This is a genomic window from Actinomadura sp. NPDC049382 (assembly GCF_040677125.1).
GTDB lineage: Bacteria > Actinomycetota > Actinomycetes > Streptosporangiales > Streptosporangiaceae > Spirillospora > Spirillospora geliboluensis.
This window is the reverse complement of the sequence record NZ_JBFARO010000008.1, coordinates 1-26,199: the sequence shown is the minus strand read 5'-3', so window position 1 is coordinate 26,199 and position 26,199 is coordinate 1. Positions and strand designations below refer to the sequence as shown.

At 71.3% G+C, this 26,199-nt stretch carries 20 protein-coding genes; 13 read left to right on the top strand and 7 right to left on the bottom strand.

Annotated elements, in window-relative coordinates:
- Positions 1-314: 314 nt before the first annotated feature.
- A complete protein-coding gene (locus AB0K34_RS07795) occupies positions 315-1,343 on the bottom strand; it encodes an alpha/beta hydrolase-fold protein (protein WP_138642047.1) in 1,029 nt (342 codons plus the stop codon).
- 124 nt (positions 1,344-1,467) lie between these two features.
- On the opposite strand from AB0K34_RS07795, the gene AB0K34_RS07790 reads away from it, so the two are divergent.
- Positions 1,468-2,199 carry an isocitrate lyase/phosphoenolpyruvate mutase family protein gene (locus tag AB0K34_RS07790; RefSeq protein ID WP_138642046.1) on the top strand — a complete coding sequence of 244 codons (732 nt, stop codon included), beginning with the start codon at positions 1,468-1,470 and terminating at the stop codon, positions 2,197-2,199.
- Positions 2,200-2,300: 101 nt separating this feature from the next.
- A complete protein-coding gene (locus AB0K34_RS07785) occupies positions 2,301-3,128 on the top strand; it encodes an oxygenase MpaB family protein (RefSeq protein WP_364546347.1) in 828 nt (275 codons plus the stop codon).
- A 6-nt stretch (positions 3,129-3,134) separates the two neighbouring features.
- Here the strand turns inward: AB0K34_RS07785 and AB0K34_RS07780 are convergent, their stop codons facing one another.
- The 3 genes from AB0K34_RS07780 to AB0K34_RS07770 all read right to left on the bottom strand — a co-directional run bounded on the left by AB0K34_RS07780 (position 3,135) and on the right by AB0K34_RS07770 (position 7,092).
- The gene (locus tag AB0K34_RS07780; protein ID WP_364546344.1) at positions 3,135-4,061 is read right to left on the bottom strand and encodes a hypothetical protein; all 927 of its coding nucleotides are present in this window, start codon (positions 4,059-4,061) and stop codon (positions 3,135-3,137) included.
- Positions 4,058-5,779, bottom strand: coding sequence for a BCCT family transporter (locus tag AB0K34_RS07775; protein WP_364546341.1), 1,722 nt, complete (start codon positions 5,777-5,779; stop codon positions 4,058-4,060). The genes AB0K34_RS07780 and AB0K34_RS07775 overlap by 4 nt, the downstream gene beginning before the upstream one ends.
- A gap of 131 nt (positions 5,780-5,910) precedes the next feature.
- Positions 5,911-7,092: a cytochrome P450 gene (locus tag AB0K34_RS07770; protein ID WP_301174623.1), complete on the bottom strand. Its 1,182-nt coding sequence runs from the start codon at positions 7,090-7,092 to the stop codon at positions 5,911-5,913.
- A 135-nt stretch (positions 7,093-7,227) separates the two neighbouring features.
- On the opposite strand from AB0K34_RS07770, the gene AB0K34_RS07765 reads away from it, so the two are divergent.
- The 4 genes from AB0K34_RS07765 to AB0K34_RS07750 all read left to right on the top strand — a co-directional run bounded on the left by AB0K34_RS07765 (position 7,228) and on the right by AB0K34_RS07750 (position 11,546).
- Positions 7,228-8,043: an SAM-dependent methyltransferase gene (locus AB0K34_RS07765; protein WP_364546338.1), complete on the top strand. Its 816-nt coding sequence runs from the start codon at positions 7,228-7,230 to the stop codon at positions 8,041-8,043.
- A 144-nt stretch (positions 8,044-8,187) separates the two neighbouring features.
- Positions 8,188-8,910 (top strand): ABC transporter ATP-binding protein, encoded by a 723-nt coding sequence (locus AB0K34_RS07760; RefSeq protein ID WP_240808314.1) that lies wholly within the window; start codon positions 8,188-8,190, stop codon positions 8,908-8,910.
- The gene (locus AB0K34_RS07755) at positions 8,907-11,333 is read left to right on the top strand and encodes an ABC transporter permease (RefSeq protein WP_364546335.1); all 2,427 of its coding nucleotides are present in this window, start codon (positions 8,907-8,909) and stop codon (positions 11,331-11,333) included. The genes AB0K34_RS07760 and AB0K34_RS07755 overlap by 4 nt, the downstream gene beginning before the upstream one ends.
- A 27-nt stretch (positions 11,334-11,360) precedes the next feature.
- A complete protein-coding gene (locus AB0K34_RS07750; protein WP_138639730.1) occupies positions 11,361-11,546 on the top strand; it encodes a hypothetical protein in 186 nt (61 codons plus the stop codon).
- 22 nt (positions 11,547-11,568) lie between these two features.
- On the opposite strand, the gene AB0K34_RS07745 is transcribed toward AB0K34_RS07750, so the two are convergent.
- Complete coding sequence (locus AB0K34_RS07745) at positions 11,569-13,008, bottom strand: pyridoxal-dependent decarboxylase (RefSeq protein WP_364546331.1); 1,440 nt, start codon at positions 13,006-13,008, stop codon at positions 11,569-11,571.
- 96 nt (positions 13,009-13,104) lie between these two features.
- Positions 13,105-14,004 carry an RNA polymerase sigma-70 factor gene (locus AB0K34_RS07740; RefSeq protein ID WP_301174628.1) on the bottom strand — a complete coding sequence of 300 codons (900 nt, stop codon included), beginning with the start codon at positions 14,002-14,004 and terminating at the stop codon, positions 13,105-13,107.
- Between the two features lie 196 nt (positions 14,005-14,200).
- Here AB0K34_RS07740 and AB0K34_RS07735 point away from each other — a divergent pair, with 196 nt between their 5' ends.
- The gene (locus AB0K34_RS07735) at positions 14,201-15,709 is read left to right on the top strand and encodes an MFS transporter (protein ID WP_364546327.1); all 1,509 of its coding nucleotides are present in this window, start codon (positions 14,201-14,203) and stop codon (positions 15,707-15,709) included.
- Positions 15,710-15,830: 121 nt separating this feature from the next.
- Here the strand turns inward: AB0K34_RS07735 and AB0K34_RS07730 are convergent, their stop codons facing one another.
- Positions 15,831-17,711, bottom strand: coding sequence for a 5'-nucleotidase C-terminal domain-containing protein (locus AB0K34_RS07730; RefSeq protein WP_364546324.1), 1,881 nt, complete (start codon positions 17,709-17,711; stop codon positions 15,831-15,833).
- Between the two features lie 449 nt (positions 17,712-18,160).
- Here AB0K34_RS07730 and AB0K34_RS07725 point away from each other — a divergent pair, with 449 nt between their 5' ends.
- From AB0K34_RS07725 to AB0K34_RS07700, 6 genes are all read left to right on the top strand, one after another.
- Positions 18,161-19,750 (top strand): AMP-binding protein, encoded by a 1,590-nt coding sequence (locus AB0K34_RS07725; RefSeq protein WP_301174631.1) that lies wholly within the window; start codon positions 18,161-18,163, stop codon positions 19,748-19,750.
- Positions 19,747-20,979, top strand: a complete 1,233-nt coding sequence (locus AB0K34_RS07720) for an acyl-CoA dehydrogenase family protein (protein ID WP_301174632.1) — start codon at positions 19,747-19,749, stop codon at positions 20,977-20,979. Before AB0K34_RS07725 ends, AB0K34_RS07720 begins: the two co-directional genes overlap by 4 nt.
- A 44-nt stretch (positions 20,980-21,023) precedes the next feature.
- Positions 21,024-21,782 carry an enoyl-CoA hydratase/isomerase family protein gene (locus AB0K34_RS07715; protein WP_138642005.1) on the top strand — a complete coding sequence of 253 codons (759 nt, stop codon included), beginning with the start codon at positions 21,024-21,026 and terminating at the stop codon, positions 21,780-21,782.
- Positions 21,783-21,832: 50 nt separating this feature from the next.
- A complete protein-coding gene (locus AB0K34_RS07710; protein ID WP_364546319.1) occupies positions 21,833-22,822 on the top strand; it encodes a VOC family protein in 990 nt (329 codons plus the stop codon).
- The gene (locus AB0K34_RS07705; RefSeq protein WP_364546317.1) at positions 22,813-23,964 is read left to right on the top strand and encodes an acyl-CoA dehydrogenase family protein; all 1,152 of its coding nucleotides are present in this window, start codon (positions 22,813-22,815) and stop codon (positions 23,962-23,964) included. Before AB0K34_RS07710 ends, AB0K34_RS07705 begins: the two co-directional genes overlap by 10 nt.
- Positions 23,965-24,658: 694 nt before the next feature.
- Positions 24,659-26,041, top strand: a complete 1,383-nt coding sequence (locus AB0K34_RS07700; RefSeq protein WP_364546314.1) for a DUF222 domain-containing protein — start codon at positions 24,659-24,661, stop codon at positions 26,039-26,041.
- The last annotated feature ends 158 nt before the right edge of the window (positions 26,042-26,199 follow it).

Genomic DNA, 26,199 nt, shown 5'->3' with positions numbered 1-26,199 from the left:
ACGGCGCGGGAGGACACCTGGAGGTCCTTGTGGGAGCGCTCCGTGGGGTCGCCGCCCGCCCGGCGGGGGGGTAGGGATGGGGGACTCATCCGGATGAGCTGCCCCGAAGTGCACCCCGAATTGTGAAAAGTGTCAATGAATCCATTTGTTACTGGATTTTCAAGTTCGGGGAGGAAGTTAATGGAAAGGCTGAATGCAACGTTCCTTGCAGCGCGAACGGGCCGGGCCGGGAAGACCGGCCCGGCCCGTCCGTCCGGGAACCTTTGTCGTGAAGTGAGCGTTGAATCGGCGCCGCGGCCCGGGGCCGCTCCGGCTCAGGGGGCGATGCGCCCGCAGAGCCAGGAGAGCGCCAGCGGGTAGCGGTAGTCGATGCCGCCGTGGCCCGCGTCGAACAGCTCGAACCGGATCGCGTCCTCCTTGACGCCCGCGTCGAGAAGCGCCTGGTGGAACGCCTGCGCGCCGACGTCGAGGAACCATTCGTCGCGCGTCCCGCCGTCGATCCAGATCGCCCGCTGCGACCGCATCGCCTCGGCGTGCTCCGGCACCATCCGGACCGGGTCGAAGGCGAGCCAGCGGTCCCACACGTCCTGCCGGATCACCCCGGTGACCGGGTCGAACGGCAGCTCGGGCGTGCCGTCCTCGCGGGCCGAATAGCACAGCGCCATGCCGAGGATGTTGAGCAGTTCCATGTCCTCGGGCTTGGTGAAGGACGTGCGCGAGGTGAAGTCGTGCCACCAGCGCCAGATGTCGCCGTCGTACTTGCGCAGATGCCGCACGCATTTCGGGAACTCGGGCAGGTAGCAGTACTCGAACAGCGCGTCGCCGGCGTGCGTCGCGAGCGCGCCGAACAGGTCGGGCCGCAGCATCGGCGTGATCATCGCGCCGTAGCCGCCGCTGGACTTGCCGCTGATCGCCCGGTGCTCGGGCGCGTCCAGCGTCCGGTAGCGGCCGTCCACCCACGGGACGATCTCGTCGCACAGGTAGGAGTGGTAGCGGCCGGTGCCGGGCGAGTCGACGAACTGGCTGCCGCCGTGCGCCGTCCAGGCGTCCACGAACACGACGATCGCGGGCGGGGCCTCGCCGGAGGCGAACACCGCGTCCGCCGTCTCGGGGAACGGCTGCCGGTACGGCATCCGGTTGCGCCAGATCCCGACGTGCCCGGTGAACCCGGTGATCACGTAGACGCTGGGGTAGCGGCGCTCCGGCTCGTCGTCGTAGCCGGGCGGGAGGTAGACGAGCACGGGCCGCTCGTGCGGGTCGTTCAGCGGGTTGCCGCGCAGCAGCTCGCTGTGCACGACGTGCTCTTCCAGGCGGCCGGCGAACTCGGCGGACCAGGGCAGCATGGGCACTCCCTCATCGCGGGTGGTGATCACCACGACGCTAACCCAGGGCGCGGCGTGCCGTCCGACGCCGATGTCACAATGCGGCGAGCCGTTCCGTCCACGTGGGAAAGGGAAGGGAGACAGGATGTCCGAAAATGCCGCACGGCTGCGCGAGCTGCACCGGCCCGGCGATCCGCTGCTGCTGCCGAACGTGTGGGACGCCGGCAGCGCGCAGGTCGTCCAGGAGGCGGGGTTCCCGGCGCTCGCCACCGCCAGCGCCGCGGTGGCCGCCATGCTCGGCTACCCCGACCACGAGGGCGCGCCCGTGGACGAGATGCTCGCCGCCGCCGGGCGGGTGATCCGGGCCGCGACCGTCCCGGTGACGGTGGACGCCGAGGCCGGGTACGGGCTGCCGCCCGCCGAGCTCGTCGAGCGGCTGCTCGCCATCGGCGCCGCCGGCTGCAACCTGGAGGACACCTACGGCGGCGAGCTGGCCGAGCCCGCGAAGCAGGCCGACTACCTGGCCGCCGTCCGGGACGCCGCGGGCGACGCGCTGGTGATCAACGCGCGGGCCGACACGTTCGTCAAGGGGGTGCCCGACCCGGTGGACGCGGCGATCGAGCGGGGCCGGCTCTACCTGGAGGCGGGGGCCGACTGCGTCTACCCGATCATGGCGCCGATGGACGCCGTGCCCGCCCTGGTCAAGGGGCTGCCGGGGCCGGTGAACGCGAACAACATGCCCGGCACGTCCCTCGCCGACCTGGCCGCGGCCGGGGTGGCCCGCGTGTCGTACGGCCCCATGCCGTACCTGCGCGCGCTCGACGCCGTGAAGGAGTTCGCCACCCGCGTCCTGGCGAAGGAGGACCCGCACGGCTGACGCGTGTGAGGGCGCCCACGCCGGGGCGCCCTTGCAAGCAATCACTTACACTGGCACAGTGAGACGAAATTCGCCTCTATGTCTCAGGAAGTGGGGCCGGTATGACAGCGATCGCGGCGGAGGCCGAGACCCCGAAGGTCGTCCTCGACTCCATCAGCGGCCTGGCGCTCGCGGGTGCCGCGGCGAACGTCGTCATGCAGCTCGCCCGCCTCCCCATCGGCCACGGCGTGGCCGAGAGCACGGTCGAGAGCGGCCGCGTCGACAAGCACCCGGTCAAGCGCGCCCGCACCACCCTCACCTACATCGCCGTCGCGATGCTCGGCACTGAGGACGAGCGCAAGGCGATGCGCCTGGAGGTCAACCGGGCGCACCGGCAGGTCCGCGCCAAGGAGCCCGTCGCCTACAACGCCTTCGACCCCGAACTCCAGCTCTGGGTCGCCGCCTGTCTCTACGTCGGCCTCGAAATGATCTACGAGATCCTGTACGGGAAGCCGTCCCCCGCCGAGGCCGAGGAGCTCTACCGCTACGGCGCCCGCTTCGGCACGACGCTGCAGGTGAAGCCCGAACTGTGGCCGGCCGACCGCGCCGCCTTCCAGGAGTACTGGGAGGACGGCATGAGCAAGATCCAGATGGACGACGTCACCCGCCGCTACCTGCGCGACCTGACCGAACTCCGCTTCCTGCACGCCCCGGTGCGCCTCGCCCTCGGCCGCTCCCACACCTTCCTCACCCTCGGCTTCCTCCCGCAGCCCTTCCGCGACGAGCTCGGCTACCCCTGGACGCCCCGCGACCAGCGCCGCTTCGACCGCCTCCTGCGCGTCCTGCGCACCGCCAACCGCGCCCTGCCCCGCCCGGCCCGCGAGTTCCCCTTCAACGCCTACCTCTACGACTTCCGCCGCCGCGTCCGCGCCGGCCGCCCCGTCGTCTGACCCGCCCTACGCGGGGTCGCCGAACAGGCACCGGCGGCCCTGCGGCGAGCCGAACATGGCCGCCGCGTCATGCCCGACGCCCGGCACGTGGACCAGCCGATGCACGACCCGCCCGGCCTTGAAGGCCAGATACCGGTGGTAGTTCTCGCCGCGCTCCCGCCGGGTGCCGCCCTGGGCCTCGGCGGCGGGATGGACCTCCAGCAGAAGCGCCCCGCGGTCGGCGTCCTCCTCGCCGAGGAGGTAGACGACGTCCCGCTCGGTGTAGCGCCGGAAGTACTCCGCGATCGCCGCCTCCTTGCGCGGACCGGCCGGAAGGCCCAGGTAGCCGGGCAGTGGACCGCCGAAACCGTAGCGCCACTGGTCGACTTCGAGGTTCCCGTGCGGGACGAACGAGCCGCCCTTCGGCCGGCACGTGTCGAAGTACAGGTAGGTCGACGGATTGGCGACCACGAACCGGACCGGAACCGCGAGACCGTCGGGCCCGCGACCCACGGCCGCGTACCGGTTCACGAACTGGCCGCCCGCCGAATTGCCGACGACGGTCACCCTGCGCAGCTCGGGGAACGCGCTCAGCCTGCCCAGCAGCTCGTCCATTACCGCGAACGAACTGACCTCCCCGAACCCGCCTTTCCAGCCCTCGGTGCTCCAGCTCAGGAAATGCGCGCGCTCACTGCGGCCGCGCACATCGTCTTCGGTGAGGAACTGCGGCGCGACGACCAGCCGGTGCGGCGCCGCCTCGATGGAGCGGAAGTAGTCACCGGCGTTGCGCAGGGCGCCGTGCACGACCACGACCGCCTCGGTCAGCCCCGGCCGCGGTTCGTCCAGTGACGAGGACGCGAACACGGGCAGGTTTCGGCCCTCCGCGACCAACGTGCGATCGCCCAGCAGCTCGATGGCCGTGTGCTGGACGTCGGCCTGGTTCGCGAAAGTCATCGTCCCCCCTCGGAGATCCCTCCATCTTGAGGGGGGCTCGGGTTGTCGGGGGCGGAGGGGCGGATCTGGAGTTCGAAGTCGCCCTTGTGGCGGCGGACGCCGGTGATGACGGCGTCCTCCAGGACCTCGGCGCCCTTGTTCTGGCGGCGCATCATCGGGTCGTCGCGGACGTCCTTCCAGAGGGAGAAGCACAGCAGGATCAGGACGATCGTGAACGGCAGCGCGCCGATGAAGGTGATGTTCTGGATGCCGTTGAGGGCCTCGTCGCCGCCGATCACCAGCATGATGGCGGCGACGCCGCCGGTCAGGGCGCCCCAGAAGATGACGATCCAGCGGGCGGGACGGGTGGAGCCGCGCTGCGACAGGGTGCCCATGACGATCGACGCGGCGTCCGCGCCGGACACGAAGAAGATCGCGACCAGCAGCATCACGATGACGCCGGTGATGGACTCCCACGGCAGGTCGCTCAGGACGTTGAAGGTGATCTGCTCCTCCGAGCCGTTCCCGTACGGGTTCAGGCCGCGGTGCTGCTGGTTGATCGCCGTCCCGCCGAAGATCGCGAACCAGACCAGGCTGACGGTGCTCGGCACGATGATCACGCCGGCGACGAACTGGCGGATGGTGCGGCCGCGGCTGATCCGGGCCAGGAACATGCCGACGAACGGGGCCCAGGAGATCCACCACGCCCAGTAGAAGATCGTCCAGTTGGCGAGGAAGTTCTTCATCGCCGCGCCGCCGGTCGCGCCGGAGCGGGACGCCATCTCGCCGAAGTCCTGGATGTAGACGCCGATGGAGGTGGGCAGCAGTTCCAGGATGAAGACCGTCGGCCCCACCACGAACACGAACAGGGCGAGGACGGCCGCGAGCACCATGTTGATGTTCGACAGCCACTGGATGCCGCGGGCGATGCCGGACACGGCCGACAGGATGAAGCAGATCGTCAGCACCACGATGGTCAGCACGAGGACGCTGGTGCCGAGGCTCTCGATCCAGCCCGCCTCCCGCATGCCCGTCTGGATCTGGAGGGCGCCGATGCCGAGCGAGGCCGCCGACCCGAACAGCGTCGCGAACAGGGCGAGGATGTCGATCAGCTTGCTCAGCGGGCCCTGGGTGCGCCGGTGGCCGAGCAGCGGCGCGAACGCCGAGCTGATCAGCTGGTCGCGGCCCCGCCGGTAGTGCCCGTACCCGATCGCGAGGCCCAGCACGGCGTAGATCGACCACGGGTGCAGCGTCCAGTGGAACATCGTGGTGGCCATCGCCGTCTCGATCGCCGCCTCGCTCTGCGGCGCGTCGGTGCCGGGCGGCGGCATGACGAAGTGGGTGAGCGGCTCGGCGGCGCCGAAGAACATCAGCCCGATGCCCATGCCGGCGCTGAACATCATCGCGATCCAGGAGACGGTGCGGAACTCGGGCTCGTCGCCCTCCTGGCCGAGGGGGATGCGCCCGTACCGGCTGACCGCCAGCCACAGCGAGAAGACGACGAAGCCGGTCGAGGCGAGGACGAACAGCCAGCCGACGTTGCCGAGGAGCCAGTTCAGCGTGCTCTGCGCGGCGGAGCTGAGGGTGCCGGTGGACGCCCCGCCCCAGATCACGAACGCCACCGACAGCACGGCCGTGACGCCGTAGACGATCCAGTCGGTGTGCGCGCGGCCATGCTGGGCGAGGCCCGCCGGTTCCGTGCCGGGGAACTCGGCCCCGGGCTCGCGCTTGCCCTTCATGATCTGGACTCTTGCCCGGATATTCACTTCTCAGTGATCGGGGAGAGTAATTCGTTCATGAGTGGCACGGCCGGCGGGCGAAGGCGTCCATCGGCGGCCGGACCGGCCGCCGATGGTGCGGTCGGCGAGCGTCAGCGGCGCGCGGTGACGCGGGTCGGCAGCGAGGCGAAGCCGCGGTCGTTGGACGAGCGGACCCGCACCGCCCGGTCGATGTCGATCTCGAAGTCGGCGACCGTGCCGGTGATCTCGCCGAGCGCGAGCCGCGCCTCCATCCGGCCGAGGTTCATGCCGAGGCAGTGGTGGCGGCCGTTCCCGAACGCGAGGGACTGGCCGGTGTCGCGGTCCAGGTCGAACCGCTCCGGGTCGGTGAACACGGCGGGGTCGTGGTTGGCGGCGCCGGCGAGCAGCAGGACGCGGGAGTCCGCCGGGATCGTCACGCCGTGCAGTTCGACGTCCTCGGTGGTGGTGCGGGCGAGCGCCTGCGACGGCGGGTCCCAGCGGAGCGTCTCCTCCACCCAGTCCGCGATGCGCCCGCCGAACGCCTTCGCGCGCTGCTCGGGGTGCAGCCAGGCGGCGTGCCAGGCGTTGCCGAGCGTCAGCATCGTCGTCTCGATGCCGGCGCCGACGAGCAGGATCAGCACACCGACGATCTCTTCGGGGGTGAGCCTGTCCTCGTCCTCGGCCGCGTCGATCAGGCCGGACAGCAGGTCGTCCCGCCGCTCCTTGGACCGCTCGATCGTCAGCTCGGTGTAGTAGCCGACGAGCGCGCCGATGGCCTGCAGCGCCTCCGGCGGCATGTCGGTGCCCGCCTCGTCCCGGTACATCACGGCCATCCCGAGGTCGCGGACCATGCCGCGGTCGGCCTCGGGGACGCCCACCAGCTCGGAGATCACATCGGTGGGGAACCGGCCGGCGAAATCGCGCATCAGGTCGAACTCGGCGCCGTCCAGCAGCGGCGCCGCGCACTCCCGCGCGATCTCGCGGATCCGCGGCTCCAGCGCCTGGACGCGCTTCGCGGTGAACGCCCGGGAGACGAGCCCGCGCATCCGGGTGTGCTTGGGCGGGTCCATCGCGACGAAGGAGAAGAACTTCTCCGCGTCCGGGCCCCAGAAGGCCGGTTCGATCCGCAGTCCGTTCCGGCTGGAGAAACGGGCCGAGTCCTTCAGCGCGGCGACGACGTCGGCATGCCGGGACAGCGCCCAGAAGTCGTCATTGTCGTTCCGGTAGACCGGTGACTTCTCGCGCAGTTCCGAATACACCGGGTAGGGGTCGTCCTGAATGGCGAAGTCGAACGGACTGTAGAAGAGATCCACCTCGCAACCATGGCACAACGCGCGCCGTTTCGGGGCCCCTGGCGGTGCGGTTTCCCGCCGCGACCTGCACAATGGGAGACTGCGATCTGCCCGTCCGCCGCGCCGGCGCGGCGGAACACCGAATCGAGGGCTGCGTTGGGTGATGAGCGGGTTCCGGCGGGGATCGACCCGACGAAGGCGCACCCCTCCCGGCGGTACAACTACTGGCTCGGCGGCAAGGACAATTTCGCGGTCGACCGGGAGTCCGCGGAGGTGGTCGCCTCCGCTTTTCCGACCGTCCGGCTGGCCGCCGTGGAGAACCGCGCCTTCCTGAAGCGGGTGGTGACCTACCTGGCCGGGGAGGCGGGAATCCACCAGTTCTTCGACATCGGCACCGGGCTGCCGTCGGCGGGGAACGTGCACGAGATCGCGCAGTCGATCGAGCCGACGTCCCGCATCGTGTACGTCGACAACGACCCGGTGGTGCTCGTCCACGCCCGCGCGCTCCTGAACAGCGCCCCCACGGGCCGGACCGCCTACATCGAGGCCGACCTGCGCGACCCGGAGGCGATCCTCGCGAGCCCCGCCCTCGCCGGCACCCTGGACATGACGCGCCCGATGGCGCTGATGCTGGTCGCGACCATGCACTTCGTCACCGACGACCACGACCCGTACGGGATCGTCTCGCGGCTGCTGTCGGTGCTCCCGTCCGGCAGCCACCTCGTGATGACGCACGCGACCGGCGACTACCTCACCGCCGAGGAGTACGCGGAGAACGAGGCGGCGAACGAGCGCAGCGGCGTCCCGTTCCGGCTCCGCAGCCGGGACGAGTTCGCCCGCTTCTTCGACGGGCTGGAGCTGCTGCCGCCGGGCGTCGGCTCCGTCGTCGAGTGGCGCTCGGACGTCCCCCCAAGGAACCGTCCCCGCATCGAGGACGTCTCCATGCTCTGCGCCGTCGCCCGCGTTCCCTGACCCTGGAACGCTCCTTCCCGCACTCGGTGGTGTAGCCCGCTACACCATCGATTCGGGAGCGCGGGCCCATGTGCCGGGTGCCCTCTCGAACCTAGATTCGTCAAGGTCAGAGGGGGATTTCACCCGGAGGGGATCATGACGACGATGACGGCCGAGGCGACCGCGCGGGCCGTGGGACTGGAGTCGGTCACCAAGACCTACGGCTCGGTCCGGGCCCTGGACGGCGTCACGTGGACGTTCCCGCGCGGCGGGTTCACCGCGGTGATGGGGCCGTCCGGCTCGGGCAAGAGCACGTTCCTGCACTGCGCGTCCGGGCTCGACCGCCCGACCGAGGGCACCGTCCGGATCGGCGACGCGGACATCGGCCGGCTCAGCGAGACCAAGCGGACCCGGCTGCGCCGGGAGCGGATCGGGTTCGTGTTCCAGTCGTTCAACCTGATCCCGTCCATGGACGTCGAGCAGAACGTGACGCTGCCGCTCCGGCTCGCCGGCGCCGCCGCCGACCCGGCGTGGCTGCGCGAGGTCGTCGGGCGGGTCGGGCTCGCCGACCGGCTGGCGCACCGGCCGTCGGAGCTGTCCGGCGGGCAGCAGCAGCGCGCCGCCATCGCCCGCGCGCTGATCACCCGCCCGGAGGTCGTGTTCGCCGACGAGCCGACCGGCGCGCTCGACCCGCGCACCGCCCGCGACGTGATGCGGCTGCTGCGCGAGGCCGTCGACCAGACCGGCCAGACGCTGGTGCTGGTGACGCACGACCCGATGGCGGCAGCGTGGGCCGACTCGGTGCTGTTCCTCGACCGCGGCCGGATCGTCGACGAGGTCGCCGACCCGTCCGCCGCCGCGATCATGAACCGCTGGGAGTCGCTGTGAGGAACCGCGGCGCGTTCACCGGGATCTTCGCGGCGCTGCTGTTCGCCGCCGCGCTGGTCGGCGCCTGCGGGGTGCTGATCGAGTCGGCGTGGCGGGCGCACGGCCCGGTGGAGCGGTACGGAGCCGCAGCGGCGGTCGTCACCGGGCCGCGCAGCGTCTCCACCACGATCAAGAAGCTCGGCGACCCGCCGGCGAAGGCGACCCGGCCGGTGACCGAGCCGTCCCGGGTCCCGGCGGGTGCCGCGGACCGGCTGCGGGCCGTGCCCGGCGTGCGGTCCGTCGTCGCGGACGTGTCGTTCCCCGTCCTGCTGCCCTCGGGCCGGACGCTGACCGGCCACGGCTGGGACTCGGCGGCCCTCCGCCCTTACGAGCTGAGCGCCGGACGCGCCCCGTGGGCCGCCGACGAGGTCGTGCTGAGCCGCTCCGCCGGAGTCGCGCCCGGCACGACCGTCAAGGTGCAGACCAACGGCACCCCGCGCCCCTACCGGGTCTCCGGCGTGGTGGGCGACGGCCCGGCCGCGGCGTTCTTCACCCCGGCCACGGCGGCGGCGCTCTACGGGCATCCCGGCCACGCCGACGCCCTCGCCGTCATCGGTGACCCCGACACGGACGACCTCCGGAAGGCCGCGCCCGGCCTCACCGTCTCCACCGGGAAGGCGCGCGGCGACGTCGAGTCCCCGGCCGTGGCCGCCGCGCGTCCCGACATCCTGGAGATGGGCGCCTCGTTCGCCGGCGTCGCCGTGATGACCGCGCTGGTCGTCGTGGGCGGGCTGATCGTGCTGTCGGTGCGGGAGCGGGCCCGCGAGTTCGCGGTGCTCCGCGCGATCGGCGCGACCCCCTGGCAGGTGCAGGGGCGGCTCGTCCGGGAGACGCTGCGCGCCGGGGTGCCCGCCGCGCTGATCGGCGGCGCGCTGTCGCTCGGCTTCGGCGCCGCGATGCTCACCGCGATGGGGCGCATGGACGTCCTGCCGGACGGGTTCGGCCCCGCGCTCAGCCCGCTGCCCGCCCTCGCCGCGGTCGCCGTCACGCTGCTCGCGGCGGTGGTGACGGCGCTCCTCGCGTCCCTGCGGGTCACCCGGATCCGGCCCGTCGAGGCGCTGGGCGAGGCGGCCGTCGAGCCCGCCGACCTGCCCGGATGGCGGATCGGCACCGGCGTCGTCTTCCTGATCATCGGCCTGGGCGCGCTCGGCTTCTCCGGCTCCACCTCCGGCGCGGCGGCGGTCGCCGCCGTCGGCGGGCTGGTGATGTCGCTGATCGTCGCGACCGCGTTCCTCGGGCCACTGCTCGCGCGGCACGGCGCCCGCCTCCTGGGCGGCGCCGCCCAGGCGCTCGCCCCGGTCACCGGACGCCTCGCCCGGCACGGCAGCGCCGCCGCCGCGCTGCGCGCCGGCTCCGTCATCACGCCGGTCGCGCTGGCCGTCGCGTTCGCCGGCACCCAGCTCTTCGCGCAGACCACGATCGTCCACGCGACGACCGAGCAGGCGGCGGCCGGGAGCCGCGCCGACCAGGTCGTCGTGTCGGCCGGGCCGGGCCTCCCGCCGGGCGCCGCCGAGGCCGTCCGCCGCGTCCCCGGCGTCACCGCCGCGACCCCCGTCAACCGCACCACCGTGGTCATGAAGATCAAGGAGATGGGCGACGAGGAGCTGACCTCGCTGCCCGCGCGCGGCATCGGCGCGGACGCCGAGGCCACCATGGACCCGAAGGTCACCTCCGGCCGCCTCCGCGACCTGCGCGGCACCACCGTCGCGCTCAGCCGCAACGCGGCGGGCGGCCGGCGCGTCGGCTCCACCGCGCCGCTGTGGCTGGGCGACGGCACCCGGATCGACGCCCGCGTCGTCGCCGTCTACGACCGCGACCTCGGCTTCGGCGACGTCCTGCTGCCGCGCGACCTGGTCGCCGCCCACACGGCCACCGGGCTGGACGATCACGTCCTCGTGCGCGGCAAGGCCGACCTGAGCGCCGCCACGGCCGCCTACACCGGAGTCCAGGCGATCGACCGCGACGCCTTCGACGAGGCCCTGTCGGAGGAGATCCGGCTCCAGGGCTTCGTCAACCAGGTCGTCGTCGCCGCGATCGGCGGGTTCATCGCGATCGGGCTCGTCACCACCCTCGCCCTCGCCACCGCCGCGCGCCGCCGCGAGTTCGGGCTGCTGCGCCTGGTCGGCACGACCCGCCGGCAGGTGCTGCGGATGCTGCGGCTGGAGGCCGCCATCATCCTCGGCACCGGAACCGCGATCGGCGTCGCCATCGCGGCCGTGACCCTCATGGCCTTCGCGACGGCGGTCACCGGCGTGCCGCTGCCCGCCGTCTCACCGGCCGCCTGCGCGGCCGTCCTCCTCGGCGTCGCCGGCTCCGGCACCGCCGCGATCCTCCTCCCGGCACGGGCGATGCTGCGCCGCCGCACCTCCCCGTCCGTCCACTGAAGACCCGTCCCTGAGCAGACCCCCCACATGAAAGGCACTCCCATGGGCAACAGCCTGCGCTGGACCATCGTCGCCGTCCTCCTCGCGATCAACGTGGTGGTGAGCGTCGCGTTCGCCGACACCTGGCTGTCGATCACCGTCAACGCCGTCACCGGCCTCGGCGCCATCGCCCTGGTCGTCGACTACTTCGTCCGGGGCCGCCGCCGCACCTGACCGCGCGGCAGACGGGCCCGCGTCAGGACGCCGCGCGCGCCTCGCCGACGGCCCGGACGAGTTCGTCGACGTCGGCGGGCGCGGTGCGGTGGCTGATGACGCAGGCGCGCAGCGCGGCGCGCCCGGCCAGCCGCACGGGGCTGATCCACGCGCGTCCGCCCTCGACGACCCGGCGGGCGAGCGCCTCGTGGTGCTCCCACGTCGCGGCGCCGGGGTCGGCGAAGCAGACGACGGGCAGCGGGGTGTCGTTGACGATGTCCCAGCCGGCGGCGGCGAGCCCGCGGCGGAGCGCGTCCGCGAGGGCGGCGTCGTGTTCGAGCTGCTCGGCGTACCCGGCGCGGCCCGCGACGGCGAGGCCGAGGAACAGCTTGAGGCCCATGAACCGGCGCGACCACTGCTGGCTGGACGTGTACGGGTCCGCGGTGCCGGGGACCTCGGCCGGCATGTAGGACGTGGCGACCCGGAACGTCTCCGAGAGGCCCTCCGCGTCCGTGCACAGGAAGGCCCCGGCGCCCATCGGGACGCTCAGCCACTTGTGCGCGTCCACCGTGATCGAGTCGGCGCGCTCGATGCCCGCCAGGGCGGGCCGCAGCCGGTCCGACAGCGCCGCCGCGCCCCCGTACGCGGCGTCGGCGTGGAGGCGCAGGCCCAGGTCGCGGCACAGGTCGGCGAGGTCGTGCAGCGGGTCGACGACCCCGGCCGCCGTGGTCCCGGCGGTCGCGACGACGAGGAACGGCAGGTCGCCGTCCGCCCGGTCGGCGGCCACCCGTTCTGCGAGGGCGCCGGTGTCCATGCGCAGGTCGGGCCCGACCGGGACGAGCCGGACGGCGTCCCGCCCGAGGCCCGCCGCGTGCGCGATCTTGAGCCAGGCGAGGTGGCTCTCCGCCGACGCGTACATCACCGGACGGCCCGGCAGCGCCCGCAGCCCCTCCTCGCCGTAGCGGGGCCAGGTCCGCGTGAGCGCCAGCAGCACGGCGGTCATGTTCGCCTCGGCGCCGCCGCTGGTGAACGATCCGGCCACCGCCGCGGGCGGGTAGCCGAGCCGTCCGCCCAGGAAGCGCAGCAGGTGCGCCTCGATCTCGACGGCCGCGGGCGCGTGCGACCAGGCGGCGAGCTGCGGGTTGAACGCGGCGGCGAGCGTCTCCCCGACGACGCCCAGCAGCGCCGGCGTCGGGTTGAACAGGCCGAAGTAGCGCGGGTGGGTCGTGTGGACGGTGGCCGCCCGCAGCATCCGGGCCACGTCCTCGACCACGCCCTCGGCGGGCACCGGACGGCCGAAGTCGTACGCGCCGAGCGCGTCCCTGAGCGCCTTCAGGTCCCGGTCGCCGACCGGCGCGCTCACCTCCCGCTCGGCGACCTGCTCGCGCTCGTCTTCCAGAAGGTCCACGACGTGCCGCCACATCGCCTCGGCGTCCGCGCGGGAAGGGGCGAGGGAGGCGCGTCCAAGGGGAAATCCATGCATGACCCGACCTTCGCGCCTGGGCGGTGACCAGGCAAAGTGGCAGCAATGACCATTACCGCTAAATAAATGACAGAGTGCGGGCCCGCCTGCCCGCGCTCAGCGGCTCAGGGTGGTCTCCTGCTCCAGGCGCGACAGCTTCTCGGGGTTGCGGACGAAGTAGAACCCCTTGATGAGGCCCTTCTCGACCCGGATCGTCATGACGGTGTCGGTCTGCCCGTCCAGCCGGATGACGAGCCCCGGCAGGCCGTTGACCTGGACCGGCACGAACGACGCCTCGGCGTGGAGCCGCCTCAGGCCGAGGCCGAGCAGGCGGCTCACCTTGTCGGACCCCACGACGGGCCGCGGCACGGTCCGGCGGATGCCGCCGCCGTCGCTCAGCACGACGACGTCCGGCGCGAGGATGTCGAACAGGTGCTGCAGGTCGCCGGTCTCGACCGCGCGCTGGAAGGCGTTGAGCGCCGCCTGCGTCTCGCTCACCGACACGGCGTCGCGCGGGCGGCGGGCCGCGACGTGCGAGCGCGCCCGGTGGGCGATCTGCCGGACCGCCGCCGAGGTCTTGCCGACGGCTTCGGCGATCTCGTCGTACGGCAGGTCGAACACCTCGCGCAGCACGAACACCGCGCGCTCGGTCGGCGTCAGCGTCTCCAGGACCAGCAGCATCGCCATCGAGACGTTGTCGGCGAGTTCGACGTCCTCGGCGACGTCGGGCGTGGTCAGCAGCGGCTCGGGCAGCCACGAGCCGACGTAGTTCTCCTTGCGGCGGCCGAGCACGCGCAGCCGGGACAGCGCCTGGCGGGTGGTGATCCGCACGAGGTAGGCGCGCTTGTCCCGGACGGTGGCGAGGTCGACGCCCGCCCACCGAAGCCAGGTCTCCTGCAGGACGTCCTCGGCGTCGACGGCCGAGCCGAGCATCTCGTAGGCGACGGTGAACAGCAGGTTCCGATGGGCGACGAACGCCTCTGTGGCCGGGTCGATCCGCTCGGTCCGCTCGGTCATCTCTGGCTCCCACCTGCCTGTCTCCAACAGAGCTGTACGCACGAGACGCCCGTCCCCGCCATTTTGTGACATCGGCGTCCCGTGGGACACGTCACACGGCCGGGCTGTCACAGCGGGCCGCCCGCCGACATCTCGTGGTCGTCAGGACGCCGCGCGACGATCCGCGCGGCGCGCGACGCAGACGAGTGAGGAAGCCATGTCAAACACGAAGGCGCCGCTCCCGGCGGCCTTCCCGCGCCGCTGGGGGGCGCTGGTCTTCATCGGGCTGGCCCAGCTCATGCTCATGCTGGACGCCACCGTGGTGAACATCGCGCTGCCGTCCATCCAGCGGGACCTCGGGATCTCCGACGGCGACCGGCAGTGGATCATCACCGCCTACACGCTGGCGTTCGGCGGGCTGCTGCTGCTCGGTGGCCGGATCGCGGACTACACCGGACGCAAGCGGGCGTTCCTGATCGCCCTGTTCGGATTCACGGCCGCGTCCGCGCTGGGCGGGGCGGCGGGCAACTTCGAGATGCTGCTGGTCGCCCGTGCCCTCCAGGGCGCCTTCGGCGCGCTGCTCGGGCCGACCGCGCTGTCGCTGCTGACGGTGATGTTCACCGAGCCGAAGGAGCGCGCCAAGGCGTTCGGCATCTGGGGCGGGATCGCCGGCGCGGGCGGCGCGTTCGGGCTGCTGGCCGGCGGGGCGCTCACCGACTACCTGGACTGGCGCTGGTGCCTGTACATCAACATCCCGATCGCCCTGGCCGCCGCGATCGGCGGGTACGTGATGCTGTCCGAGTCGCGGAGCGACGGCAGGGCGCGGTTCGACGTCCCCGGCGTGCTGCTGGTCACCGGCGGCCTGGTCGCGATCGTGTACGCCACGGGCCGCGCCGAGTCGGACGGCTGGGGCTCGGCGACGATCATCGGCCTGCTGGTCGCCGGCGCCGTGCTGCTCGCCGCGTTCGCGGTCGTCGAGGCCCTGGTGGCGCGGCCGCTGCTGCCGCTGCGCGTGGTCGCCGACCGCACCCGGGGCGCCGCCTACCTGGCCGTGGCCGTCGCCGGCGCCGGCATGTTCGCCGCGTTCCTGTTCATGACCTACTACCTGCAGGTCGTGAAGGGGTACTCGCCGATCAGGACGGGCGTGGCCTTCCTCCCGATGACCGCGGCGGTGCTGGCGTCGGCGGGCGGGCTCGCCTCGCGGCTGCTGCCCAAGGTCGCGCCGCGGACGCTGATCGTCCCCGGCATGCTCCTCGGCGCCGTCGGCATGCTGTGGCTGATGCGGCTGGACCCCGGCACGTCCTACGCGTCCGGTGTGCTCGTCTCCCAGCTCGTGTTCGGCTTCGGCGCCGGCATGATCATGCCGGTGGCCATGAACTACGCCACCCACGGCGTCGACCAGGGCGACGCGGGCGTGGCGTCGGCGAGCGTCAACACCGCACAGCAGGTCGGCAGCTCGATCGGCATCGCGCTGCTCAACACCATCGCCACCACCGCGACCGCCGACTACCTGGCCGAGCACGGCCCGAGCCCCGCCGTCGCCAAGCTGGCCCTGGTGGAGGGCTTCGCGGCGGCCGGCCTCTGGGCGGCGGGCATCCTCATCGGCGGCGCGCTGATCGTCGCGGTCCTGATGAACACCCCGCGTCCGGGAGGGAAGGCACCGGCCGCCGACGCCACCCCGGCGGACGGCGCCGAGGGCGTCGAGCCGCTGCCCGCGCACACCTGACCCCGGGGTGCGCCTGGTCGATGGGGGGCCTGCGCCGCCGCGACGTTGCGGCGGCGCACCGCCTTGGCTCGTGGGGGACGGGCGGGATTAGAAGACCGGCGAGGCTAGAAGACCGGCGAGGCTAGAAGACCGGCGTGCCGTCCCTGGTCAGGCGCCAGTTCTCGGTGTGGAACGCCGCTGGGTCGATGGTCCCGGCGGCGGAGGCGTACTCGACGATCGCCTCGCGGATCGCCACCTGGGCGTTGTAGACGACCTCGGCGGCGGTGATGTGCGGGAAGCCGCCGCCGCCCGACTGGCGGTAGTTGTTCACCGCGACCACGAACCGCTGGTCGGGGGTGACGGCCGTGCCGTCGTAGGAGAGACCGGTGATGCGGGAGCCCTCCGGCTTGGCGATGTCGACGTCGTAGGTGACGCCGGAGAACTGGTCGTAGTTGTAGTCGGGACGGCTGCCGGCGTTCGTCCACGAGGTGGGCTCGACGGGGGCGTTCGCCGCGACCTGCTTGAAGTACTGCGCGGAGTACTCCAGGTAGTCCTTGATCTGGGCGCCGGTGAGGACGCTCGCCATGAGGGTGTTGTCGTAGATGTAGAGGCCCGCGATGTCCCGGATGGTGACCTTCCCGGCGGGGAACGTGGCGGCGCGGCTGAAGGGTGCCGCGATCGACACCACGCGGAGCGACGCGTGCTCTGAGCCGGCCAGGGCGTCCTTCACCTTCGCCGTCTGGACGAGGTGGACGTAGTCGAGGATCGCGGTGTCCTTCCAGCAGGACTCCGCCGCCGACATGTCCTCGGTGGAGGTCGCCACCTCCTTGTTCACGTACGCCACGACCGCGTCGTGCTGCTTCTTGACGAGGGTGACGAGCGCCGGGTCCTCCAGGACGGTGTTCGTGTTCACCGCCGTCGCCGACTTGCCGGTGACCTTCCACCGGCCGCGCTCGTGGCGCAGGGTCAGGTCGAAGACCGACAGGCGCTCGCCCCAGCACTTCGGCTCGCTCATCACGACGGTCTCGCCGGTGGTCGTGTTCGTGACGAAGCGCTCGGGGATCTCCAGGTGCGCGTGCCCGAACAGGATGGCGTCGATGCCGGGGACCTGCTCGGCCACCAGGGCGGACGCGTTCTCGACGGGCAGCGCGTCGCCGTAGGACGAGGTGCCGCTGTCGCCCGAGTGGGCGCTGACGATCACGACGTCGGCCCCCTGCGCGCGGATGACCGGCACCCAGCGGTGGGCCGTCTCGACCAGGTCGAGGAAGTCGAGCTTGCCGGAGACGTTCGCCTTGTCCCAGATCGCGATGCCGGGGTTGGTCAGCCCGAGCAGGCCGACGCGGATCGGCGGGTACCCGCGGACGTGCATCTTTTTGATCATGTACGGGCGGTAGGCGGGGCGGCGGGTGCCCGCCCGGACGGCGTTCGCGGCGAGCACCGGGGCGTCCATCTGGCGGATCCACGCGTCCAGGAACGGGATGCCGTAGTTGAACTCGTGGTTGCCGAGGGCCACGGCGTCGTAGCCGATGGCGTTCATCTGGTCGGCGATCGGGTGCGTCCGGCCGGTCTCGGTGATCGGCTCCACGGTGGCGTAGTAGAAGCCGAGCGGGGTGCCCTGGATGGTGTCGCCCGCGTCGAACAGCAGGGTGCGGTCGCGTCCCCGGGCGGCTCGGATCTCGTTGACCAGGCTGGAGACGCGGGCCAGGCCGACCACGTTGCCGTCGTGGTCGCCGTACTCGGCGTCCTTGTAGTAGTCCCAGTTGACCGCGTGGCTGTGGATGTCGGACGTGCCCATCACGGTGATCGTGACGGACTTGCCGTGGCGGGTGCTCTCCGTTGCGACGGTGGCGGAGGCGGAGGCTGTGCCGGGCCAGCCCGCGAGGGTGAGGGCGCTCGCGGCCGTCAGCCCGCCGAGGACCTGCCTGCGGGTGACGCCCCGGGCGGTGTCGTGGCCGGGGCCATGGCCGGGGTTCGCGTTGTCCGGTACCCGGCACGAGCACCAGCGCGGCTGTGGATTCTCCATGGCGCACCCGTTCCTTCCGCAGGGGGACGGCAGAACGATAGGCCCGTCACTCGGCTCCGCGTTCGGTGAGATCTTCCGATCCTGGGGGACATTCGTTGGCACTCAACGACAAGCCGGGCGCTTCTCAAGGGGGATCTGAGGGGGATCTGAGGGGCGAATGGAGGCCGGGGGCGGCGCCGGTGTGGTCTGGGTCACAGAAGAAGTCCAATGTCCCAGTAGATCACTCTAAAACCAGTTTCTTGCTGTTTCGCCACTGTTGCCGGGTATGAGGATTCGTGTTCCTCTATTGAGGACGTTGTCCGGTTGTGTGAAGTCGCCGGCCGATTTCGCGGCCGCCGCCCGTCCGCCGCCGTGCGACCGCCCGCCAGCCAGCCGCCACCAGCCACATCAGCCGCCCAGCCACCGACGACGCACGCACGTACGCCACGCAGCGACAGCGGAGGGTCCGGATGCGCAAGGAGACGCTGGAGAGCTTCGTCCTCGGGGACGTACTCCGGTCACAGGCGCAGGTACATCGAAGACGGCCGTTCCTGAAGTTCCGGGACGGGGAGGTCACCTACGGCGAGGTCGACGCCGCCGCCGACCGGCTCGCCCGGTCCCTGTCCGGCGCCGGGATCAGGCGCGGCGACCACGTGGGCGTGATGCTGCCCAACTGCGCCGACTTCGTCCACATCGTGTTCGCGCTGGCGCGGCTGGGCGCGGTCGCCGTGCCGATCAACATCGCCTACAAGCACGAACTGCTCCGGCACGTCCTGGACAGCTCCGACTCCGGCTGGCTCATCATCGACGGCCCGTACGCCGAGCGCATCCCGGACATCGCCGAGCGGCTGCCGAAGCTCGGCGGGGTCCTCGTCCGCGACGCCGCCGCGGCCGGGGTGCTGCTCGACCGGCTCGGCAAGCCCGCCCGCGACCTGGGCTCCCTGCACGACGAGGGCGGCACCGTGGACGTGGAGGTCGGCTTCGGCGACCTTCAGGCGATCATGTACACGTCCGGGACCACGGGGCCGTCCAAAGGCGCGATGGTCCCGCACGCGCTGGCGCTGACCTGCGCGTACGACTCGCTCGACTTCCTCGACCGGTGGGGCAAGACGGTCTACTGCCCGCTGCCGCTGTTCCACGCGGCGGCGCTGTGGGACGGCATGCTGTCGGCCCTGCTCGGCGGCGGCTCCATCGCGATCGTCGAGCGGTTCAGCGCGTCGCGGTTCTGGGACGACGTGCGCCGCTTCGACGCGCAGGTCTGCATGAGCGTGTTCTCGATGATCCCGATCCTGCTGAACCGGCCGCCGACGTCGCGGGACCGCGACCACCGGCTGGAGACGTTCTACATGGGCAAGTCGAACCTCGACGAGCCGATGCGGGAGCGGTTCGGCGTCCGGTCGGTGGAGACCTACACCAGCACCGAGGCGGGCATCGCGACCGGCAGCCCGTACGGGGAGTGGCGGGTCGGGTCGTGCGGGCAGGCGCACGAGGAGCGGTTCCACGTCGCCGTGGTGGACGAGCAGGACCGCGAGGTCGGGCCCGGTGAGCCCGGCGAGCTGGTGCTGCGGCCGAAGCAGCCGTTCGTCCTGACGACCGGCTACTACGGCAACTGGGAGGCGACCACCCACTGCTTCAGGAACATGTGGTTCCACACCGGTGACCGGGTATGGCGCGATGAGGACGGGTACTTCTACTTCCTCGACCGGATGAAGGACGCCATCCGCCGGCGCGGGGAGAACATCTCGGCCTTCGACCTGGAGACGGAGATCAACCAGCACCCGGCCGTCCTGGAGTGCGCCGCGATCGGCGTGCCCTCGGAACTGGAGGACGAGGACATCAAGGTGTCGATCGTGGTGCAACCCGATACCGGGCTCGACCCGGAGGAGCTGGTCGCCTACTGCGAGGAGCGGCTGCCGCGCTCGATGGTGCCCCGCTACGTCGAGTTCGTGGACGCCCTGCCGCGCACTCCCACCGACAAGGTCGCCAAGTACAAGCTGCGCGCGCAGGGGGAATCGGGCATCACCGAGACGACCTGGGACCGGGAGGCGGGGGGCCGGTGAACTGGGAGGACACGCCGGAGCAGGCCGCCTTTCGCGCGGAGGTACGGGCGTTCATCGAGGAGCGGTTCCCCGCGTCGTACCGTCCGGCCGGGGACGAGGAGCAGAGCCTCGAACCCGAGGACGTCGCGGGCTACAACTGGCCCGTCGACCGGGTGTCGGACGATCCGGGGCGGCGCGAGGGCGCGCGGGCGTGGGCGGCGGCGCTGGCGGAGCGCGGCTGGATCGCGCCGCACTGGCCGGCCGAGTACGGCGGCGCCGGGCTGTCGCCGCTGGAGGAGTTCGTCCTGCACGAGGAGATGATGCGGGCGCGGGTGCCGACGGTGAACGGCATCGGCGCGTTCCTCCTCGGGCCGACGCTGCTGGTGCACGGCACGGAGGAGCAGAAGGCGCGGCATCTGCCCGCGATCGCGTCGGGCGAGGCGACATGGGCGCAGGGCTTCTCCGAACCGGGATCGGGCTCCGACCTGGCCTCGCTGCGGACGCGCGCCGTCCGCGATGGGGACGTGTATGTCGTGGACGGCCAGAAGGTGTGGACGTCCCTCGGCCAGTACGCCGACTGGCTGTTCGTGCTCGTCCGAACCGACCCGGACGCGGAGAAACCACACCGGGGCATCACATTCCTGCTCATCGAGGCAGACGCGCCAGGGGTCACCGTCCGTCCCATCACCGACATCCGGGGCGCGGCGCCGTTCTGCGAGATCTTCTTCGAGGGCGTGCGGGTGCCGGTCGCGAACCGGGTCGGCGAGGAGAACCGCGGCTGGTACGTGGCGATGAGCGCGCTCGGCTTCGAGCGCGCCGGGATCGGCGCCACCATCAAGTACGAGCAGGCCCTGGAAGACCTGGTCGCCTACCTGCGGTCGCCGGAAGGGCGGCGGTTCGCCCGCACGACGCCGGCGCTGCGGCAGGAGATCGCGCGGCGCCGGACGGAGATCCGCGTCCTGTACAACCTGGCCCGCTACACCGTGTCGCGGCAGGCGGCGGGCGACGAACCCGACTTCGAGGCGTCCATCAACCAGCTGTTCGGAGCCGAACTGCACCAGCGCCTGGCCCGCACCGGCGCGCGCGCGTTCGGACGTTCGGCCGCGCTGTGGGGCCGTGAAGACGCCCCACTCGACGCCGTCTTCACGCACATGTGCCGCGACTCGGTGGCGTCCACCTTCCTCGGCGGCACCACCGAGATCCAGCGCAACGTCATCGCCACCCGGGGCCTGAACCTGCCCCGCAGCTGACATTCACCCATGTATCCACCCCACCCGGGAGGAGATCCACCGATATGCCCGACGAGAACGACTACGAGACCGTCGACCTGCGGATCGAGGAACGCGTCGCCTGGCTGACGCTGAACCGGCCGGACAAGCTCAACGCACTGACGCCCACCACCATGACGGAGCTGCGCGACATCTTCCGGAGCGTCGACGACGACGAGGACGTCTGCGTGGTGGTGCTGCGCGGCGCCGGCGAGCGCGCGTTCTGCGCCGGGATGGACCTGGCCTGGTCGGAGAAGCTGACCCCGCGCGAGCGGATCGAGCAGGGGCGGCTCGGCGAGAAGACGTTCGCGATGATGGAGCGGCTGTCGGTGCCGGTGATCGCGGCCGTGCACGGGTACGCGGTCGGCGGCGGCCTGGAACTGGCGCTCGCGGCCGACTTCATCATCGCCTCCAGCGACGCGAAGATGGGCCTCGTCGAGATCACGCTGTCGGCGCGCCCGCCGTACCGGCCGAAGATGACCGAGGACGGCGACCCCGACCAGCCCGAGTTCGGCGGGTCCGCGCCCGGATGGGGCGGCGTGAAGCGGCTCCCGGAACGGATCGGCAAGGCCCGCGCCAAGGAGCTGCTGTTCACCGGCGCCCGCATCGACGCCGACCGCGCGCTCCAGCTGGGCCTGGTCAACGACGTGTACCCGGCGGACGAGTTCGACAAGCGGATCGGCGAGCTGGCCGAGCGCATCGCCGCGATGAACCGCTACAACCTGCGTCTCGTCAAGGAACTCGTCACGTACGGCTACGACTGGATCGAGCCGCACCCGAGCTGAGCCGGGCTGTGCTGGGGAAGGGTTTCGGCTAGGCAGGGCTAGGAGGGCCAGTGCAGATCTATCGCATCGATCATGTCGCGCAGGTGACGCCCGACCTCGACGCGCAGGTGGGGCTACTGGAGGGGCTGTTCGGTTTCCGGCGCGTCCGGAGCTGGGACAACCCGGGCGAGGGCGTGCGCGGCGCGCGGCTGGAGATCCCCGGGAGCCGGGGGCAGGCATGGGAGGTCGTCGCGCCGTCCGGCGACGGTTCGTCCTTGCGGACATGGCTGGACGAGCACGGTGGACGTCCCGGGCTGCACCATGTCGGCGCCGAGGTCCCCGACCTCGAAGCCGTCCGGGCGGAGCTCGAAGTGCGCGGCATCAAACCGACGGACGGGGCGCGCGGGCGGTGGCTGGAGGCGTCGCTGAGCCCGCCCGAGCACGGGACGGGGGTTCTGTGGCGGCTTCGCGGGCCGGGCAGCCTCGACATGTGCGGCGACTCGTCCGACGCGGCGGTGGTCGAAGGGGCGGGAGCTTCTGGGGCGGCGTCCTCGGGGGCGGGGTCCGCGGGGGCGGGGTCTTCGGAAGGGCCGTCGCTCGGCGTCGTGGCGCTCGACCACATCTGCCAGGCGTTCCACGACCGTGACGCGCTGGCCCGCTGGTACCGCGAGCTGGCCGGGTTCGTGCAGGTGTGGCGGACTCCGGACGACGAACACCCCGACATGGCCGACCTCGTCCTGAACATCCCCGGCTCGGCCATCTGCTGGGAGGTCATCATGCCGCGCGGGGAGGACTCGTTCATCGAGCGGTTCCTCGCGAAGGGCGGTCCCGGCGCCCACCACGTCACCTTCGAGGTGGACGACTGGGACAAGGCGATGGCCGCCTGCGAGCACCACGGCACGCCCACCTTCGACGACGAGGACGGCGTCACCGACGGGGCGGCCTGGAAGCACACGTTCATCCACCCGAAGCACACCGGCGGCGTCCTCGTCCAGCTGTTCTGGGAGGAGCGGCCCGGGGTGTGGGTCCGCTCGGACAAGGTGCCGCCGCTATGGACCTGAGCCTGACCGAGGACCAGGAGCTGATCGCCTCCACCGCCCGCGAGGTCCTGACGTCCCGCGCCGAGACCGCCGGGGCGCGGGCGATGGACGGCGACCCCGCCGGCTACTCGGCCGCGCTGTGGAAGGAGATGGTGGAACTCGGCTGGACGGGCCTCGCCTTCCCCGAGGAGCACGGCGGCGTCGGCGGCGACTTCCTGGACGTGTGCCTGCTGTTCGAGCAACTGGGATACGCGCAGGTCCCGAGCCCACTGCTGGTCTCGGTCGCTTGCTGCGGGATGCCCGTTGCCCGGTTCGGGACGCCGGAGCAGAAGGAGCGCTGGCTGCGCGCCATCGCGGACGGCCAGGTCGTCACTGCTGCACCGTTGCCGTGGGATCGTCCAGGGGACGGACCTACTGCGGTGCGGGACGGCGACGCCTTCGTGGTCAGCGGGATGGCGATGTTCGTGCCGTACGCGGCGTCGGCTGAGAACATCCTGGTCGTAGCGCGGCTCGATGGTGAGCCGCGTGCCTTCTGGGTGGACGCCTCGGACGTCACGCTGCACCCGGTGGAGACGATCGGTGCCGACCGTCCGTGCCATGTGGAGCTGGACGGCGTTCGCGCTTTGGACGTTCTCGGGGCCGACGCAGCGGGGACCGGCGCAGCGGGGACCGGCGCGGCAGGGGCCGACGCAGCGGGGACCGGCGCGGCGGGGGCCGACGCGGCGGAGGCCGTCTCGTTGTTCGGGGCGGCCGCGACGTGCGCGGAAATGGTGGGCGCGGCGCAACACGTCCTGGACATGACGGTGCAGTACGCGACGGAACGGGAGCAGTTCGGGCAGGCCATCGGGTCGTTCCAGGCCGTCCAGCACCACTGCGCGAACATGGCGATCGACGTGCTGGGGTCGCGGTTCATCGCGTACGAAGCCATCTGGCGGCTGTCGGCGAACTGGGAGGCCGCGCAGGAAGTGGCGATGGCGAAGGCGTGGGTGAGCGAGGCATACGAACGTGTGTGTGGTCTCGGTCATCAGGTGCATGGAGCCATCGGCTTCACGCATGAACATGATCTGCACTTGTTCTCCGAGCATGCGATGTCGGCGTCGCTGGCGTTCGGCGATGCTGACCTGCATTACGAGAGTCTGGCTGCAGACCTGCGCCTCGACTGATGTGAGAAGCCCGGCCGGGGCTGCTTCCGGCCGGGCTTTCTCTGTGCGGGTCTTTGTTCTTGCGTGCGCTCTACTGGTGGACGTTCTGGTGTGCTCTCGGTGGCTGATCTATTCGTTTGGCTTCACGTCTGGCCGGTTGCGCTCTGGTTGGGTCGCTCGGGGCGTGTGCGTGGCTTAGGTCCCTTTTTCTGCCGGTATTAGGGTGGCTCGGGTAGGTGGGCGGCTGAGGTGGCCTTCCGAAGGCGGTCGCGTCCGTTTCTGTTTTCGCCGGTTGCTGTCACGTTGGTTGCGGTAGCGGGCTGGGGGATGTCTTTTACGTGTCGGGTTTGGTGCGTGGTGCGGTCTGGTCGCGCTTCGCGCGGACGGTGGCGGCTGGGGCCGGGCCACGTGCCTCAACTCCACTACCGCAACCAACGTGGCCTTGGCCGGTGACTGGCGGGAGTGTGTGCGCGTGTCCGCAGGGGCCACCGCAACTGTCCACCTGCAGCAACCACACTTATCCGATAAAGCCGTGCTCAGCCACCGGCGACCGTTGGATGATCGTAAAGCGGTAGGGGCGTCCTTTTGTTTGTCCGGTGTGCGTGCGCCGGGAAAAAAATCTTGATGTAATTCTTGGGTGTGTCCAAAATGTCTGCAATGCAACTCGGGGGATGTCATATAATCTAATGGAGGTTGAGAGGGGAGGTGAATTGTCATGTTGGTTGCCGCCGAGACTGTCGAAGTTGAAATCGTTGGCGGTCAACGTCAACGTGAGTGGGAGGATCGAGAGTGGTTTCCTCCTGGTCCTCAGCTGGCCGTCTGTCTGTCCGGTGGAAAAGAGCGCTTGGCGGATCTGACCGATGACGAACTGCTCCAGGTGGCCGCCGCCGCACGTCGCCAGACCTCCTGGGCGCAGGCCCGGGAACTGGCCGCCCTCGCCGAACTGTCACGGCGGCGTACCGACGCCGAAGATGACGGCGACCCCGATTACCGCATCCTGTCCGCGCACGAGTCGGTCACTGAAGAGGTCGCTGCCGCGCTGACCGTCACGGGCAACACCGCAGCCACCTTGGTCCACTTGGCCGAACGTCTCACCGGTCCCTTGGCCGCAACAGGCAGCGCACTGGAGACCGGTCGGATCGACATGGCGAAAGCCCGTGTCATCTGCGACGCCGCCGACAACGTGCCGGACGAGGTCGCCGAGCGACTCGAAGCCGCCGCGCTGGAGAAGGCGTCCGAGCAGACCACCGGCCAACTCCGCCGCCGGATCAAGCGGATCGCCGACCGGCTGGCCCCGGCCGCCGTCGAGGAACGCAAGCGAGAAGCCGTCCGCAATCGTCGGCTCGAACTCTGGGACAACCCGTCCGGAACGGCGAACCTGGCTCTGTGCGACCTCGCCCCCGAGGACGCCCACGCCATCTACAACAAGATCACCGCCGCCGCCCACGGCGTGAAGCAGGAGGGTGACACGCGCACCCTCCCTCAGATCCGCGCCGACCTGGCCACGCTTCTCCTCTCCGGCACCGAACTCCCCGTCGCGGTCAAGACCCTTCACGCCCAGCCCGGCAGTCATCCGACGGCCGAGGCCGCCCGCAACCCCGCAGTTGCGGTGGTCGGCGCTGTTGCCGAGCCGACCGAGAACCCGGTCGTTCGCGACCTCGCGGCCATGGTCGAGCAGAAGCTCACCCACGTCCGCGATCGTGTCTCTCGGCGTGCACTCCCCGCCGCGATCGCGGACGCCGTCCAGCGCGTCCACGACCAGCTCGCCGACGCGCGGGACGCCGTCTGCCAGGCGGGAGACGAAGTCCACGGACGCCCCGGCTACCGGCCGTCGGCCACAATGCGTCGCGAAGTGCTGGCCCGTCACACCATTTGCGTGTTTCCAAGCTGCAATAGGGACGCGCAGCGATGCGACCTCGACCACACCATCCCGTGGCGTCCCGGAACCACCTGCCGCTGCAACCTCGCCCCGCTCTGCAGACGACACCACCGCCTCAAACAAAGCCCCGGCTGGACGCTCCACCAGATCTGGCCAGGACTCATGCTGTGGACAACTCCGTCCGGCAACTGGCACCTCGTCCGCCCGGACAGGCTGTAGCCGCGACCACCGCCCAATGCACATCACCACGACCACACCGAGCCAGCCCCTCCGGCAGCGACCGGGGGTATTCCCTCAGGTGTGGAAAGTGATCTTGCTGGGGAGCAAGTGATCAGTGGGTGAAGCGCCCACGTTCTTCGGGGGGAGAACCACACGTC

What these genes read in the sequence shown, in the direction of transcription:
- AB0K34_RS07715 (WP_138642005.1), top strand. Translation starts at nt 21,024, where the DNA reads ATGCCCGACGAGAACGACTACGAGACCGTCGACCTGCGGATCGAGGAA.
- AB0K34_RS07780 (WP_364546344.1), bottom strand. Translation starts at nt 4,061, where the DNA reads ATGACTTTCGCGAACCAGGCCGACGTCCAGCACACGGCCATCGAGCTG.
- AB0K34_RS07705 (WP_364546317.1), top strand. Translation starts at nt 22,813, where the DNA reads ATGGACCTGAGCCTGACCGAGGACCAGGAGCTGATCGCCTCCACCGCC.
- AB0K34_RS07785 (WP_364546347.1), top strand. Translation starts at nt 2,301, where the DNA reads ATGACAGCGATCGCGGCGGAGGCCGAGACCCCGAAGGTCGTCCTCGAC.
- AB0K34_RS07795 (WP_138642047.1), bottom strand. Translation starts at nt 1,343, where the DNA reads ATGCTGCCCTGGTCCGCCGAGTTCGCCGGCCGCCTGGAAGAGCACGTC.
- AB0K34_RS07730 (WP_364546324.1), bottom strand. Translation starts at nt 17,711, where the DNA reads ATGGAGAATCCACAGCCGCGCTGGTGCTCGTGCCGGGTACCGGACAAC.
- AB0K34_RS07740 (WP_301174628.1), bottom strand. Translation starts at nt 14,004, where the DNA reads ATGACCGAGCGGACCGAGCGGATCGACCCGGCCACAGAGGCGTTCGTC.
- AB0K34_RS07735 (WP_364546327.1), top strand. Translation starts at nt 14,201, where the DNA reads ATGTCAAACACGAAGGCGCCGCTCCCGGCGGCCTTCCCGCGCCGCTGG.
- AB0K34_RS07725 (WP_301174631.1), top strand. Translation starts at nt 18,161, where the DNA reads ATGCGCAAGGAGACGCTGGAGAGCTTCGTCCTCGGGGACGTACTCCGG.
- AB0K34_RS07700 (WP_364546314.1), top strand. Translation starts at nt 24,659, where the DNA reads ATGTTGGTTGCCGCCGAGACTGTCGAAGTTGAAATCGTTGGCGGTCAA.
- AB0K34_RS07790 (WP_138642046.1), top strand. Translation starts at nt 1,468, where the DNA reads ATGTCCGAAAATGCCGCACGGCTGCGCGAGCTGCACCGGCCCGGCGAT.
- AB0K34_RS07760 (WP_240808314.1), top strand. Translation starts at nt 8,188, where the DNA reads ATGACGGCCGAGGCGACCGCGCGGGCCGTGGGACTGGAGTCGGTCACC.
- AB0K34_RS07775 (WP_364546341.1), bottom strand. Translation starts at nt 5,779, where the DNA reads ATGAAGGGCAAGCGCGAGCCCGGGGCCGAGTTCCCCGGCACGGAACCG.
- AB0K34_RS07745 (WP_364546331.1), bottom strand. Translation starts at nt 13,008, where the DNA reads ATGCATGGATTTCCCCTTGGACGCGCCTCCCTCGCCCCTTCCCGCGCG.
- AB0K34_RS07750 (WP_138639730.1), top strand. Translation starts at nt 11,361, where the DNA reads ATGAAAGGCACTCCCATGGGCAACAGCCTGCGCTGGACCATCGTCGCC.